Origin of the sequence: Pseudomonas koreensis (assembly GCF_025447595.1) — a bacterium.
In the GTDB taxonomy this organism is placed as follows: domain Bacteria; phylum Pseudomonadota; class Gammaproteobacteria; order Pseudomonadales; family Pseudomonadaceae; genus Aquipseudomonas; species Aquipseudomonas koreensis_H.
The window spans coordinates 33,094-48,271 of the sequence record NZ_JAOEJU010000006.1 but is presented as its reverse complement, the minus strand read 5'-3'; the positions used below and the strand labels follow the sequence as shown (position 1 = coordinate 48,271).

Sequence of the window (15,178 nt, the reverse complement as noted above, 5' to 3'; positions counted from 1 at the left end):
CACAGGGCGGGGCTTACCCCGCTCTGTCTGTCAAAGGCTGCGACAGATGCTGAATAACATTCTGGATTTCAGTGAGCGTAAAAGTTTTGGCGTTGCAACCGATAGCGAAGCAATGCGCAGATGCCTTGAACTTTTGCATAAAAATGATAAGGCGGTTCTTTGTTACTTTGGTTTGCGTCGGAAAGACTTGCTGAACGCATTTCAGGGATTTGTAGGGGCGGGTAAAAAAAGCAATGCGCCTGTCGTTGAAGAACTTGATAAAAAAATCAGAGAAATTGATTCGCGATCGTTCGAGTGTGAAGGTCATGAAGCCTTTAATGGTTTTCATGCTCGTTGGTTTGGATACTTTGAATATGTTTTTGAAAATGATCCTGGATTTAATTCGATTTGTCGGTGGATCAATATCGAAACTTTTTTGTCGAGCGTTCGCCCGTATGTTTTTTCCTTGGTTAAAAGCTTATCCGAAAAATCGCTGGTTCATCATTTAAACAGCCGGATAGCCGACGGCGAGGGCCTTGATCTCGATGGATTCAACCGGCAACTGGTCAACGAGACACTAGTTCCGTTTCTGACCGCGTATCCGGTCCTGACTCGCTTGTTGCTGGATCAAATCGAAGCCACGGTGGCATATCTGTACAAGGTGATCGAGCATTTCAAGAGCGATATCCAGTTACTGGAGGCGGCATTTGGCTTGACTGTTCGGCATATCGATTCGATTGATCTCGGCCTGGGAGACGCCCATGCCAACGGCGAAACCGTTTGTTGCCTCCAGATAGGCCGGCACTCGTTGATATACAAGCCAAGAAACAACCGTGAAGCCCTTTTCTACAACGCATTACTTACCCGGCTGCATGAGGCAAGCGGCAAGGACTGTTTTTCCGTGTATTCACCGACCATGGTGTCTGTGGACAATCACTGCTGGATCGAAAAAATCCAACACCGGGCCTGTGAAACCGAGAGTGACCTGACGCTTTTTTTTCAGCGCCTGGGCGCTCAAGTAGCAACGGTCCACGCCTTGAACGGCATCGACTTTCACTACGAAAACCTCATCGCCTGCGGTAGCAACCCGGTGATGATTGATCTGGAATGCCTGTTTACACCTGCCATGGTCGACTTGAAAGTCAATCTGTCTCATGGCTGTGCGCTGTTCAAAACCATCAGGTTCAACAGTCAGTCGGTGTACTCAAGCGGTTTCGTGCCGTACTCACCGACTTCCGCTAATGATTACAGTGGCTTGAGCCGACAGCAGCAGTTCGAGTCGAAAAAAAGACATCTGGTCCGCGAGCAGGGCTTCTACCGTTTGAAGCCGATCATGGTGGAAGAGCAGCCGTTCCTGACTCATCTGCCGGTCTTCGAGGGTGAGGCTCGTTCGGTTATCGATCACAAAGAGGCTTTTTTACTCGGGTTCGAGCACGGCTACGATGAAATCATGGATCGGCGCGACGCGGTGATTGAGCTGCTCGAGCAGCATGCAGGTGCGTTGAAAACAAGAGTCTTGATCAAGAATACACAGCGCTATGCAGACTTCATCGGGATGATGCTGCACCCGCGATTCACACGATGCCGGCTGCAGCAGGAATTATTACTGGCAACTTTGTGGTCGGATTTGAGTGAAACACTCAACGATTGCGGTATCCCCCGGCATGAAATCAAAGACCTGCAGAGCGCCAACATTCCCTGTTTCAGCTTGCCTTTGCTCTCCAATCGCCTCATCGATGCCCATGGCAAGGTTGTTGCGCCGCTGGCGATTGAGCGTCCATTCGACACGTGTTGCAGCAAGCTGGACAGTCTTTCGCCGTTAGACAAAGCCTTTCAGATACATATATTGCAGATGTGTCTGTTTCCCGTGGCCAACGAATCTTTACCCCTCAATCGGGTACATCTCCTCAAGGCAGTACCTGACCTGAGCCGCGAGCAATTCCTTGAAGGCGCGATGAGTATTGCCCAAGCCATCGAGAGAGTTCGCATTGAAGGTGAGGAGGGTGATGTTGGCTGGGCGTTCATGGATTCGCATCCGAAAACTCAGCGGAACTACCTTTCTGCGATGGGGAATGGTTTGTATAACGGAATGGGAGGCCTGGCGATTTTCTATCTGAGCCTGTACCGCGTCAGTGAGATGACATGCTACCTGGACGAAGCCGAGCGAATCCTGTGTGCCATGCATAAATCTCAGGGGCATTTTGCGAACGAACTGACGGCCAGTGCCTATTTCGGTCTCACGTCCTATCTATACGTTTTGGTCAACCATCGGCTCATGACAGGCCGCCAGACGTATCAAGCAACCGTCGACGAGTTGCTGGTCAAACTGACCGATTTTCCCCGCGAGGGCGATGAGTTCGATTTCATTCACGGCTGGTGTGGGATCGTAACCGTTCTGGTAAACCTCTATCACCTTGAGCCACGGGACGCTTTATTGCCGATGATTGAAAAGCTCTCGCAAGCTATTCAATCGGCGCTGACGCTGGAGGCGGGAACACTGTTATTCAACGCCACCGGAAAACCGCTGTGGACAGGCTTTTCTCATGGCATCTCAGGTGTCTTGCATGCGCTGGGCAAAATCTGGTCGGTGACGAAAGATCCGCTGCTGGCCGAACGAATCGCTCAGTGGTTGCGGGCGGAGAACCGCCTTGCATCCGATGGCTTCTGGCTTGATCTACGAGAAAACGCGAAGTCTTTGTCCACCATCAAGTGGTGCCATGGCGATGGCGGAATTCTCATTGCCCGACGGGGGTTGGTTCAAGTGATGGGAGCCGCGCTGGACGCCGACACCCGAACGATCCTTGTGCAGGATGCCGCGCGCTGCGAGCGTCATCTGTGGGAACTGGGGCTTGGGTCTGGTTACAGCCTGTGCCACGGTGATTCTGGCAATCTGATGTGCCTGCTCAAACTCTATCGCGATACCGGCAATGAGCAGGGCATTGCGCAGGTCAATCGGGCGCTTTCCCAAGTGACCGATAATTTCTTCAAGGATGACTTTCTGGATGACCATAACATCCCTGATCTAGGGATGATGCTGGGAATCAGCGGTGTGGGTCAGGCTTTGCTGCACGCTCTGGATGCCGGTTTACCTGATGTGTTGTCGCTGGAATTCGCAAGACCGGTGGCGGCCTGAGGTAGTCAAAATCCGGTCAAAAAAAACCGGCCAATCACTTGGCCGGTTTTTCATGCTGCGGTTTTAACGTCGCAATCAAGCGCCGTATACCGGCAGTTTCTTGCAGATGGCTTTGACTTTCTCACGAACGGCGTCGATTACCGCTTCGTTGTTCAGGTCAGCCAGGATGTCGCAGATCCAGCCAGCCAGCTCTTTGCACTCAGCCTCTTTGAAGCCGCGAGTGGTCACAGCCGGAGTACCGAAGCGCAGGCCGGAGGTGACGAACGGGGAGCGTGGGTCGTTTGGCACGGAGTTCTTGTTCACGGTGATGAACGCTTTGCCCAGAGCGGCGTCGGCGTCTTTACCGGAGATTTCCTGCTTGATCAGCGACAGCAGGAACAGGTGGTTTTCAGTACCGCCGGATACCACGTCGAAACCGCGCTCGATGAACACGCCGGCCATGGCCTGGGCGTTTTTCACCACTTGTTGCTGGTAAGCCTTGAACTCAGGTTGCAGTGCTTCCTTGAAGCAGATCGCTTTGGCGGCGATCACGTGCTCCAGCGGGCCACCCTGGGCGCCCGGGAATACGGCGGAGTTCAGCTTCTTCTCGATGTCGGCGTTGGCTTTGGCCAGGATCAGGCCACCACGTGGACCGCGCAGGGTCTTGTGGGTGGTGGTGGTCACGACGTCAGCGAACGGAACCGGGTTCGGGTAGACGCCAGCGGCGACCAGACCGGCCACGTGAGCCATGTCGACGAACAGGTACGCGCCAACCTTGTCCGCGATGGCGCGGAAACGTGGGAAGTCGAGGATCTGCGAGTAGGCAGAGAAACCGGCCACGATCATTTTCGGCTTGTGTTCTACAGCCAGGCGCTCGACTTCGTCGTAGTCGATCAGGCCGTTGGCGTCGATGCCGTACTGGATGGCGTTGTACAGCTTGCCGGAGGAGGAAACGCTGGCGCCGTGGGTCAGGTGACCGCCGTGAGCCAGGCTCATGCCCAGAATGGTGTCACCGGCCGACAGCAGGGCCAGGTAAACAGCGGCGTTGGCTTGGGAACCTGCGTGCGGCTGAACGTTGGCGTAGTCGGCGCCGAACAGTTCCTTGGCGCGGTCGATGGCCAGTTGCTCGACAACGTCGACGTACTCGCAACCACCGTAGTAGCGCTTGCCCGGGTAGCCTTCGGCGTACTTGTTGGTCAGTACCGAGCCTTGAGCTTCCATCACCGCTGGGCTGGTGTAGTTCTCCGAAGCGATCAGCTCGATGTGTTCTTCCTGGCGCTGGGCTTCTTGCTCCATGGCGGCAAAAAGATCGGCGTCGTACTTGGCAATAGTCAAATCACGGCTGAACATGGCGGTCCTCAAGGATCGGGGGCAGAAAAGGGGGGCATTCTAACCCATCGGGTTTTGGATGGCATATGAAACGACATCATGTCGCAGACAAGTGGCGTTCATGACAGATGTGCGGTGCTTTTGAAGGCCTCACAATGGCCGCGTTTCAACCGGAGAATACTGATCCACAGCAAGGCCCTGTGGGAGTAAGCCTGCTGGCGATGGCTGCACCGCAGATTTTTCCAGCGTCTGTACCGGCCCTTTCGCGAGCAAGCCCGCTCCCACATTTAACCCGGTTTCTTCAGGAAAAATGCGGTCCACTGTGGGAGCGGGCTTGCTCGCGAAGGCGTCATGAGCAACACCGCAAAAAATCAGTCGAACATGAACAGCGCATCATTGCTGAACTGCGCCTCGAACCGTCCCGCCGGCATCGGCCGCCCGAACAGATAACCCTGAACCTCGTCGCAGCCATGCTCGCGCAGGAAGTCTAGTTGCTCATGGGTTTCCACGCCCTCGGCGATCACCGCGAGATTCAGGCTGTGGGCCATGGCGATGATTGCTCGGGCGATCTGCGCGTCCTGCTCGCCGGACGGCAGGCCGTCGACGAAGGTGCGGTCGATCTTCAGCACGTCGATCGGGAATTGCTTGAGGTAGTTCAGCGACGAGTAACCGGTGCCGAAGTCGTCGACCGCGATGCTCAGGCCGAGGTTCTTCAGGCCGGCGAGGATCTGCATCGCCTCGCTGACTTCGCGCATCAGGATACTTTCGGTCAGCTCCAGCTCCAGGCACGCCGGCGGCAGGCCGGTTTCCTTGAGGATGGTGGCGATCCGCGTGCCGAGCTGGCCGTCGGAGAACTGCCGGGCGGAAATGTTCACCGAGACCTTTGGCACGCGCACGCGGCTCTGGTGCCAGGTCTTGAGCTGACGGCAGGCTTCGCTGATCACCCAGTCGCCGACGTCCACCACCAGCCCGAGTTCTTCGAGCACCGGGATGAAATCCCCCGGCGGCACCAGTCCGCGACGCGGATGACGCCAGCGCAGCAGGGCTTCGGCGCCGGTCAGGCGTTTGCCGTCGCCGCTGAACTGCGGTTGGTAATACAGCACGAATTCGTTTTGCTCGAGGGCGTGGCGCAGATCGCTTTCCAGCTCCAGACGCTCCAGCGCACTGGCGTTCATGTCGGCCTGATAGAACTGGAAGTTGTTCTTGCCGCGCTCCTTGGCGTGATACATCGCGGTGTCGGCGTTCTTCATGAGCTGGCTGAGTTCGTTGCCGTCCTGCGGACTCAGGGCGATGCCGATACTGGCGGTGACGAAGAACTCGCGACCTTCGAGCACGAACGGCCGTACCAGACTGGCGAGAATCTGCTCCGCCACATGGATCGCGCGATTCAGTGCCATCTCACGGCTGGAGCGGTGTTGCAACAACAGGGTGAATTCGTCGCCGCCCATCCGCGCCACAGTGTCGTCATCGTCGACACAGGCCAGCAACCGCGTGGCCATGTCCTTGAGCATGCGGTCGCCGGCCGCGTGGCCGAGGGAGTCGTTGATCGGTTTGAAACGGTCGAGGTCGAGGAACATCAGCACCACCCACGACTTCTGCCGCTCGGCCGATTGCAGCGCGGTGTGCAGACGATCCTGGAACAGCGTGCGGTTCGGCAGGTGGGTCAGGGCGTCGTAGTAGGCGAGGCGGTGGATCCGCTGCTCGCTGGCCTTGCGCTCGCTGATGTCGCTGAAGAAGCACACGTAACTGGCCAGATCTCCCTCGTCGTCGAGCACGGCGGTGATGCCGACCCATGCCGGGTAATGCTCGCCGTTACGGCGCTTGAGCCAGACTTCACCTTCCCAGGTGCTGTGCTGATGCAACTGCTTGAGTACGTAGCGCAGGTGCGCGTCCTGCTGTTCATCGACGGTCAGCATGTTCGGCAACTGGTCGAGTACTTCGCTCACCGCGTAGCCGCTGACCCGGCTGAACGCCTCGTTGGCCTGGACGATGTAACCGGCCGGGTCGGTGATCAGGATCGCCGAGGTCGAGTGTTCGAATACCGTTGCCGCCATGCGCAGGTCTTTCTCGGCGCGGCGCTGCTGGCTGATATCGCGACCGACCCCCAGCACGCCTTCGAAGGCGCCATGTTCGTCCCACACCAGCACCAGGCGCAGTTCGATCGGGATCTTGCGACCGTCGGCGCGCAGGCAGTCGAACAGGAACATCTGGGTCTGCACCTGGCTGCGCAAAATGGCCAGTTGCTCGGGTTTGCCCAGGGCTTTGCTGACGCGATCCATCAGGTGATAGATGCCGCTCAATTGCTGCGGGTTGGCGATGGTCGACTGCCAGCCGTTCTGGAAAATCCATTCGGCGTCATAACCCAGCACCGCCTGCACCGACGGGCTGACGTAGTTCAGCGAGAGCTTGCTGTCGGTGGAGAAAATCACGTCGCTGATGCTTTCGGCGAGCATCCGGTAACGTTGCTCGCTGTCGCGCAACGACTCGCTGGCCTCGATCTGATCGGTGATGTCCTTGGCCACGCCGATGATCCGCGTGACCTGATCGTGCTTGTCCCGGGCCAGCGCCTGCTCGCGAATGTCGAAGCGCCGCCACTTGCCGTCGCGGTGACGGAAGCGCAACTGGCATTGCAGCAACTGACTGTAGCCGGCGTGGCGTTGCATCTGCCGCGAACGGTGGTAATAGTCGGCATCTTCCGGGTGCAGGAGGATTTCCCAGAAGTACTCGCCCATCTGATGCAACTCGGTGCGGTTGTAACCGAGGGTCTGGCCGAGGTGGTGGTTGCTGAAGATCATCCGCTGGCTGATCACGTCCTGCACATACAGATGATCCGGCACGGTACGCACCACGTCCGACCAGAAGCCTTCGCGCTCCAGCAGCGACAGTTCGATCAGCTTGCGGCTGGTGATGTCGTTGATGCTCAGGATCACGGCCTTGTAGTCGTGCTGCTCCCGGGGCAGGCGCAGCACCAGCCACAGATGCTGGTCACGACCATTGATGTCGGGCAGTCGAATTTCCAGCTCCAGCTGTTGTTGCTGCTGGAGCACGGCGTCGAGTACCTGATTGCCGATCGCGCATTGACTGTGCGGCTGACCATCGATCAGCAATTGCCAGGCATGGTCGCAGGAGTTGACGTTGAGCAACTGCAAGGCAACCTGGTTGACTTCGGTGACGCGCAGTTCCTGAAGCAATTGCTGGCGCTGCTGCGGTTGATCAAGCCAGGCTTTGAGCTGGTCACTGGTTTGCAACTGTGCCTTGTCGAACGCTTGCTTGAGTCCCGAAAGATCCAGCACACACAGTGCCACGCCAGTGCCTTCGAAGATGTCCTGATAGCGCCGACGCCCCTCATGTACCTGGCGCTGGCGGCGACGCATGTTAAGCAACGCGATAAATGGCAGCAGCGAGAGCGCCAGGCCCAACAGACATTTACCGATGAACGCCGGCAGCAGTTGTTCGAGCACATGCTGGCGATCGAACAGGCCACGCAGTTGCCAGTCGCTGCTGCTCAGTGGAACGGTCAGCACACTGTTGGCCAGATCGTCCGGGGTCAGGGTGCTGGTCTTGGTGGACGGCAGGGCTTTGTCACGGCTGATGATCTGATGATTGACGCGGTTTTCCACCAGCCACAACGGGCGGATACCGCTGTCGCCCTGTTTGGTCAGCGCGTCGAAGAAGGTCGGCGTCAGGCGCAGCGCCCAGTAACCGCGCGTGCTGCCGCTGGCCTGATGCAGCAACAGATGCACTACCGAACCGTCGTCGGCGTTACTGAAATAATGGGCTTGAGCGCGGCTGCGGCGCACCAGATCGCTGAGGTAATCGGCGTCGTGGCTGTCGGTGGCGCTGTCGCTGAGGATTTTTCCGGACGGGGTGAGTAGCGCGAGGCTGCGCAGGTCGGGCAACGATTGCTGAAGCTTGCGCAGCAGCGCCTGCTGTTCGTCGGCCGACTGGGGCTGTTCGACGATCGGTAGCAGATTGAGGGCGATCTGCGCGTTCAGCGCCATGTTCAGGCTGACCTGCGAGGCGAGGTCGGCGGTGTAGTCGATGGTGTACTGACGCTGGTTTTTCTGGGTTTCGCGCAGTTGATCGAGCAATTGCCAGAACAGCAGCGCGAGCAGCAACAGTACCAGGGTCGCCAGCGCGCCTTTCAATGTTCCGCGCAGGGACGAGCCGGGCGCCGGTTGGGTGCTGCTCACAGAGGCTGGCGGAGTGACGTTGGACAAGCTGTAATCCTGCGGTCTGGCTGGACTGGCGCGACGTGCACTATAAGCCGGACGCCCAAGGGGCGGCTAGCATGCCTTGAGTTGTGGCGAAGTGCCAGCCCCACTCGGCTGGACTGCCACCGGTCATTAAGGTAGCTTTGCCGGTTACGCGGGAGCGTTCCAGCTCCTAGACTTTCCGCGCGCACGCATTGATATCTTCCAGTGAACGACGCGCACGGTCTGGCCAGGCATTGCCTGTGTCCCAATCATTCATCAGTCACTGACCCAAGGTTCTCCATGGCTCAATACGTCTTCACCATGCATCGGCTGGGCAAAGTTGTTCCGCCGAAGCGGGAAATCCTGAAAAACATTTCGCTGTCTTTCTTCCCCGGCGCCAAGATCGGCGTACTCGGCCTGAACGGTTCGGGTAAATCCACGCTGCTGAAAATCATGGCCGGCGTCGACACCGAGTTCGAAGGCGAAGCGCGCCCGATGCCGGAACTGAACATCGGTTACCTGCCGCAAGAGCCGCAACTGGATCCGACCAAGACCGTGCGTGAAGTAGTCGAGGAAGCGGTCAGCGTGATCAAGGATGCGCAAGCGCGTCTGGACGAGGTCTACGCCGCCTACGCCGATCCGGATGCCGACTTCGACAAGCTGGCCGCCGAACAGGCCAAGCTCGAAGCGATCCTGCAGGCCAGCGACGGTCACAACCTGGAGCGCCAGCTGGAAGTCGCCGCCGATGCGCTGCGTCTGCCGGCCTGGGATGCCAAGGTCGAACACCTGTCCGGTGGTGAAAAACGTCGTGTGGCCCTGTGCCGTCTGCTGCTGTCCGCGCCGGACATGCTGCTGCTCGACGAACCGACCAACCACTTGGATGCCGACTCCGTTGCGTGGCTCGAACACTTCCTGCACGACTTCCCGGGCACCGTGGTAGCGATCACGCACGACCGTTACTTCCTGGACAACGTTGCCGGCTGGATTCTGGAACTCGACCGCGGCGCGGGCATTCCTTACGAGGGCAACTACTCGGGTTGGCTGGAAGCCAAGTCCGATCGTCTGGCCCAGGAATCCAAGCAGCAATCGGCCCACGAAAAAGCCATGAAGGAAGAACTGGAGTGGGTGCGCAAAGGCGCCAAGGCCCGCCAGTCGAAATCCAAGGCTCGTCTGCAACGCTTCGAAGAAATGCAATCGCAGGAATTCCAGAAGCGTTCGGAAACCAACGAGATCTACATCCCGGCCGGTCCACGCCTGGGTGACAAGGTCATCGAATTCAAGAACGTCACCAAGGGCTACGGCGATCGCGTGTTGATCGACAACCTGTCGTTCTCCATGCCCAAAGGCGCCATCGTCGGCGTGATCGGCGGTAACGGTGCCGGTAAGTCGACCCTGTTCCGCATGCTGATGGGCAAGGAAACTCCGGACTCCGGCAGCATCGAGATCGGCGAAACCGTGCAACTGGCCTGCGTGGATCAGAGCCGCGAAGACCTGGATGGCAGCAAGACCGTGTTCCAGCAGATCTCCGACGGTTCCGACCAGATCCGCATCGGCAACTACGAGATCCCGTCGCGTACCTACGTCGGTCGCTTCAATTTCAAGGGCGGCGATCAGCAGAAGTTCGTCAAGGACCTGTCCGGTGGTGAGCGCGGTCGTCTGCACCTGGCGCTGACCCTGAAGGAGGGCGGCAACGTCCTGCTGCTCGACGAACCGTCCAACGACCTCGACGTTGAAACCCTGCGTTCCCTGGAAGAAGCCCTGCTGGACTTCCCGGGCGCCGCCATTGTGATCTCTCACGACCGGTGGTTCCTTGACCGCGTCGCGACTCACATCCTGGCGTACGAAGACGACTCGCAAGCGGTGTTCTTCGAAGGTAACTACACCGAGTACGAAGCCGATCGCAAAAAGCGCCTCGGCGAAGCGGCGGCCCAGCCGCACCGGGTACGCCACAAGAAACTGGCCTGATTACGGGTTGGTTGCATGAAAAAGCGGAGCCTTCGGGCTCCGCTTTTTTTTGCCTGCAATGCAGACTGTTTTATAGCGTGTGTACTATTTGTTTTCATAAATGCGACATTTTTGTCTGTTGCTGTGTACATGTCGTTTGTTACAGTCCAGCTCAATCTCTTCCAACGACAACAAATTTGCCGAGACTTTTCCCATGATCGAATCCGTCGAATCCTTCCTCGCCCGTCTGAAAAAGCGCGATCCGGATCAACCCGAATTCCACCAGGCCGTCGAAGAAGTCCTGCGCAGCCTGTGGCCGTTTCTCGAAGCCAATCCGCACTATCTGACCTCGGGGATTCTGGAGCGCATCTGCGAGCCGGAGCGGGCGGTGGTGTTCCGGGTGTCGTGGGTCGACGATCAGGGCAAGGTCCAAGTCAATCGCGGTTTCCGCATCCAGATGAACAGCGCCATCGGCCCGTACAAGGGCGGTTTGCGCTTCCATCCTTCGGTGAACATGGGCGTGCTGAAATTCCTCGCCTTCGAACAGACCTTCAAGAACTCCCTGACCTCATTGCCGATGGGCGGCGGCAAGGGCGGTTCGGACTTCGATCCGAAGGGCAAGAGCGACGCTGAAGTCATGCGTTTCTGCCAGGCGTTCATGAGCGAACTGTACCGGCACATCGGTGCCGACGTGGACGTGCCAGCCGGTGATATCGGTGTCGGCGCCCGGGAGATCGGTTTCCTGTTCGGCCAGTACAAACGCCTGAGCAACCAGTTCACCAGCGTGCTGACCGGCAAGGGCATGACCTATGGCGGTAGCCTGATCCGCCCGGAAGCCACCGGTTTCGGTTGTGTGTATTTCGCTGAGGAAATGCTCAAGCGCCGCGAGCAGACCGTCGAAGGCAAACGCGTGGCGATCTCCGGTTCCGGCAACGTCGCGCAATACGCGGCACGTAAAGTGATGGACCTGGGCGGCAAGGTGATTTCCCTGTCCGACTCCGAAGGCACGCTGTATTGCGAGGCGGGCCTGAGCGAAGAACAGTGGTTGGCGCTGCTGGAACTGAAGAACGTCAAGCGCGGGCGGATCAGCGAACTGGCGACGGCATTCGGCCTGGAGTTCCGCGCCGGTCAGCTGCCATGGTCGTTGCCATGCGATATCGCGTTGCCTTGCGCCACCCAGAACGAACTCGACGCGGAATCCGCCCGCACCTTGCTGCGTAACGGCTGCATCTGTGTGGCCGAGGGCGCGAACATGCCGACCACCCTCGAGGCTGTGGATATCTTTATCGAGGCGGGCATTCTGTTCGCGCCGGGCAAGGCATCGAATGCCGGCGGTGTGGCGGTCAGTGGGCTGGAGATGTCGCAGAACGCCATGCGCCTGCTGTGGACGGGCGGCGAGGTGGACAGCAAGCTGCACGGGATCATGCAGTCGATCCACCACGCCTGCGTGCATTACGGTGAGGAAAACGGCCGGATCAACTACGTCAAAGGCGCGAACATCGCCGGCTTCGTCAAAGTCGCCGACGCGATGCTCGCCCAAGGCGTGGTTTAAGCAACGGGGTTCAAGAGCGCTCGATGCGGATCACTTCGATCAGTTGATCGCCGGCCGGGCGCTGCCACAGCACTTCATCGTTGAGCCGCGCGCCAAGCAGCGCCCGGCCCAGCGGTGAGGCCCAGTTGATCAGGCCGTTGGCGGCATCGGCCTGATCTTCGCCGACCAGTTGCACCCGGCGCTCGGTGTCGTGTTCGTCGGCGTAGGTCACCCAACTGCCGATCTGCACCTTGTCGTTCGACGTCGGGGCCGGTGCGACTTGAGCGCTGCCGACCCGTTGATTGAAATAACGCAAATCCCGTTCGAGATCGGCCAGCCGCTGCTTGTCGGCCTGTTCGCCCTTGGCGGACTGTTCGGCGTGCAGGGTTTGCAGTTCGGCGACTTTCGCCTGCAACTGGGCAAGGCCTTGCGGCGTGACGTAATTGGGCTGTGTGCTGACCTGCCGTTCGACCGGCTGATCGGCTTGTGCAGCGGCGTTGTCTTCGTTGACGAAGGCGCGACTCATGATGGGCTCCTGTTACAACCGTTGGGCCATGGTCGCAGGCAAAAGGTTTCGCTGGATGTCTGGAAACGACCTACTGCGAACGATAAGCCCGCGCGGCGCCCTGATCCTTTTCCTGCTGCCAGGCGCGCTCGCGTTCGTCCCAGTGTTCGTTGCGATACTGTTCGCGATCCTTGTTTTCCAGCATCGCCTGACATTGGCGGAAGCCGTCGCTCCAGCCCTCGGCGTATTGCTTGTCCTTGAGATAGCGCGGCACGTTCTTGCGAAACTCGCCGCTGATCGAACCGGCCGCCTGACGACCGCTGATGCAACCGTCATCGAAACCGTCGGCGAACGCCGGTGGATAACCCTTGGCGATCAGATCTTCGTGGGTGCTCTGACAGCCACCCAGCAACAGCAACACACCCGCAAAAACCGCATACCGCCACATCACACTCTCCCGGGCCGTCAAACGGCTGATAGGGAAAGTCTAGAAGCGGATTCGTCGGAAGGATGTGAAAGGTGCGTGAGCAATCTGTAGAACACCGCAATTCCCTGTGGGAGCGAGCTTGCTCGCGATGACGGAGTGTCAGTCACTTCAATATCGACTGACCGATTGCCATCGCGAGCAAGCTCGCTCCCACAGTGGTCGTTTCAGTAGTGATACCACTTCACTTCCAGCATTACCTCGGTCTCCGGTGTTGCCAGATGGCTGAACTCGCGCTGGGCGCTCAGGCGCAGGCCGAGGTTGCGCGACAATTCCCACTGCTGGTTCAGACTCAGGCTACGGCGCACTTCACCATTGAAGAAGTAATCGCCTTTGGCCTCCAAGCTGAGATTGCCCAGCGGGTTTTTCCACAACACGCCGGTATTGAAACCGCCTGCGGGTGAAACGAACTCGGCGAAATCATTGTTGTGTTCAACGCGCACAGTGCCGAGGGCAAAACCCAACACGTCGTCACCCAACGCCCAGGTTCCGCCACCGCCACCGTTGACGTGGCTGACCAATGTCTCGTCATCATGCTTGCCCGGTACACGTTCAAGACCGCCGGTGACTTGCCACGACAGCGGCTGCAACAGCGCATTGCGCGGCGTCAGCGAGCGGATGGTCGCCAGATCCAGTTGCTGGAACTGCCAGTGATTGCCTTCGTACTGGCGCAGTTTCATTTGCAGGATTTCGATCTGCGCGCCGAGGGGGAAACTCTCGGCGTTGTCGTTGAGGTCGTGATAGGCCATGCGCAAGCCGTACTCGCCGAACGCGCGGTCACCGCGCGTGCCGAGACCGGCTTGCCAGGTGCGCGATTCGTGGCCGTCTTCGGGCAGGCCCGGTTGTGGAATTTGCAGCTCCGGCGCCGGGTTCTTGTTGATCGCCCGCAGCAGTTCGAAACTGCGCTGGGCCCGCTGTGGATCACGTTCCTGGCCGTTGGCGCGGTAGCGTTCCAGCCGATACGCGGCGTCGATGATCAGCGCTTGCCGATCACGGGGCAGGTTCTTGAAGGCCGGGTCCTGCAATTGCTGCTGGTCGGCGCTGACTTTCAGCACCCAGTCTTGTTCTTCGCCGCTCAAGGGGTCGGCGCGGCTGAGCAGTTCGCGCTCGCGGGACGGGCGGTATTCGATGTGCTCGACCAGCCCGGCTTCCTTCACCGCTTTGACGGTGTCGGTCGGGATCGCGGTCAGCGGGAACTGTTCGGTCAGGCGCAGACTCGGGCGCGCCACCTGCAACAGTTCCAGCAGACGATAGGAGCAGTTTTCATCGAAGAAGAAGTAGTCGAACTGGATCTGCTTCAACTCCCACACATGCTCGACCATGCGCGCGGTTTCGGCTTGCGTCAGATTGAGCCGGTACTCCCACAGGTCGCGGTTTTCCAGGCTGCGGTATTCCGAGAGTTTTTCCTGATACGGCACCAGCGCGAACAGCCCCGGATAGCCGCCCATCAGGCCTTTCCAGGCGTAGAGAATGCTGTTGTCCGAGCCTTCGATGTAGGCGCCGAAGTTGATCGCGTAACTGAGCAGCGAAGTCTTGTCGCTTTGCACGTCAGCCTGGTCGATGCGCAGCAGGGTGTGGCCGAACATCGACGACGGGCTATTGAGGTAGGCCGCCGGGAAAATCATCACTGCGCTGTGGGGCGAGACGTCCTTGAACCATTTCTTGAATTCGGCGCAGTCCGGGGTCGGCAGGTCGGTCAGGTTGAGTTGATCCTTCAACCAGCGGGTGCGTGCCGGGTAAACGCACTGGGCGTGTTGCTCACCGAGACTGGCGGGGGCGTACAGCGCTTGCACGGTGGCGGCCAGTTCATGGTCGGGGTGTTCGTTGCCATCGGGGGCGAGGAAGAATTTTTTGTCGCTGACGTAGCTGCGCCAGCCACCGAGCTTGGCGGTTTCGTAATGACCGAGGGAAATCCAGAAGCGGTCGTTGGCCAGTTGCTGCAAACGTTGAGGGTCGATGTGAGGCGCGGCGGACAGCGGGGCGCAGACACACAGCGCCAGCCAGGCAAGGCGTTTGAGCATAAATGGCAACTTAAGTCGAAAGAAACAAAGACCCAAGAAGGGCGGGTCGAAAAAATAAAACCCGCTTCCCGAAAGAA

Annotated in this window: 8 protein-coding genes; 3 read left to right on the top strand and 5 right to left on the bottom strand. The window is 58.9% G+C overall.

Features of this window, described 5'->3' with window-relative positions:
* The first annotated feature begins 46 nt into the window (after positions 1 to 46).
* Positions 47 to 3,112 carry a type 2 lanthipeptide synthetase LanM gene (gene lanM, locus N8H71_RS10250; RefSeq protein WP_262193898.1) on the top strand — a complete coding sequence of 1,022 codons (3,066 nt, stop codon included), beginning with the start codon at positions 47 to 49 and terminating at the stop codon, positions 3,110 to 3,112.
* A gap of 75 nt (positions 3,113 to 3,187) precedes the next feature.
* On the opposite strand, the gene glyA is transcribed toward lanM, so the two are convergent.
* Positions 3,188 to 4,441, bottom strand: a complete 1,254-nt coding sequence (gene glyA / locus N8H71_RS10245; RefSeq protein WP_007950978.1) for a serine hydroxymethyltransferase — start codon at positions 4,439 to 4,441, stop codon at positions 3,188 to 3,190.
* 350 nt (positions 4,442 to 4,791) lie between these two features.
* Complete coding sequence (locus N8H71_RS10240) at positions 4,792 to 8,640, bottom strand: sensor domain-containing protein (RefSeq protein ID WP_262193896.1); 3,849 nt, start codon at positions 8,638 to 8,640, stop codon at positions 4,792 to 4,794.
* Positions 8,641 to 8,916: 276 nt separating this feature from the next.
* Between N8H71_RS10240 and ettA the strand changes: the two genes are divergently transcribed.
* Both ettA and gdhA read left to right on the top strand, forming a co-directional pair.
* Positions 8,917 to 10,581 carry an energy-dependent translational throttle protein EttA gene (gene ettA, locus N8H71_RS10235; protein ID WP_007950976.1) on the top strand — a complete coding sequence of 555 codons (1,665 nt, stop codon included), beginning with the start codon at positions 8,917 to 8,919 and terminating at the stop codon, positions 10,579 to 10,581.
* Positions 10,582 to 10,774: 193 nt separating this feature from the next.
* Positions 10,775 to 12,112 (top strand): NADP-specific glutamate dehydrogenase, encoded by a 1,338-nt coding sequence (gdhA, locus tag N8H71_RS10230; protein ID WP_262193895.1) that lies wholly within the window; start codon positions 10,775 to 10,777, stop codon positions 12,110 to 12,112.
* Between the two features lie 10 nt (positions 12,113 to 12,122).
* Here the strand turns inward: gdhA and N8H71_RS10225 are convergent, their stop codons facing one another.
* The 3 genes from N8H71_RS10225 to N8H71_RS10215 form a co-directional block, all read right to left on the bottom strand.
* Positions 12,123 to 12,617, bottom strand: coding sequence for a GreA/GreB family elongation factor (locus N8H71_RS10225; protein ID WP_007950974.1), 495 nt, complete (start codon positions 12,615 to 12,617; stop codon positions 12,123 to 12,125).
* Between the two features lie 70 nt (positions 12,618 to 12,687).
* Complete coding sequence (locus N8H71_RS10220) at positions 12,688 to 13,044, bottom strand: hypothetical protein (RefSeq protein ID WP_262193894.1); 357 nt, start codon at positions 13,042 to 13,044, stop codon at positions 12,688 to 12,690.
* 203 nt (positions 13,045 to 13,247) lie between these two features.
* Entirely contained in the window at positions 13,248 to 15,101 is a 1,854-nt protein-coding gene (locus N8H71_RS10215) for an Lnb N-terminal periplasmic domain-containing protein (RefSeq protein WP_262193892.1), read from the bottom strand.
* Between the last annotated feature and the right edge of the window lie 77 nt (positions 15,102 to 15,178).

Coding starts and splice junctions, on each gene's coding strand:
- ettA (WP_007950976.1), top strand. CDS start 8,917: ATGGCTCAATACGTCTTCACCATGCATCGGCTGGGCAAAGTTGTTCCG.
- N8H71_RS10225 (WP_007950974.1), bottom strand. CDS start 12,617: ATGAGTCGCGCCTTCGTCAACGAAGACAACGCCGCTGCACAAGCCGAT.
- N8H71_RS10220 (WP_262193894.1), bottom strand. CDS start 13,044: ATGTGGCGGTATGCGGTTTTTGCGGGTGTGTTGCTGTTGCTGGGTGGC.
- lanM (WP_262193898.1), top strand. CDS start 47: ATGCTGAATAACATTCTGGATTTCAGTGAGCGTAAAAGTTTTGGCGTT.
- N8H71_RS10215 (WP_262193892.1), bottom strand. CDS start 15,101: ATGCTCAAACGCCTTGCCTGGCTGGCGCTGTGTGTCTGCGCCCCGCTG.
- glyA (WP_007950978.1), bottom strand. CDS start 4,441: ATGTTCAGCCGTGATTTGACTATTGCCAAGTACGACGCCGATCTTTTT.
- gdhA (WP_262193895.1), top strand. CDS start 10,775: ATGATCGAATCCGTCGAATCCTTCCTCGCCCGTCTGAAAAAGCGCGAT.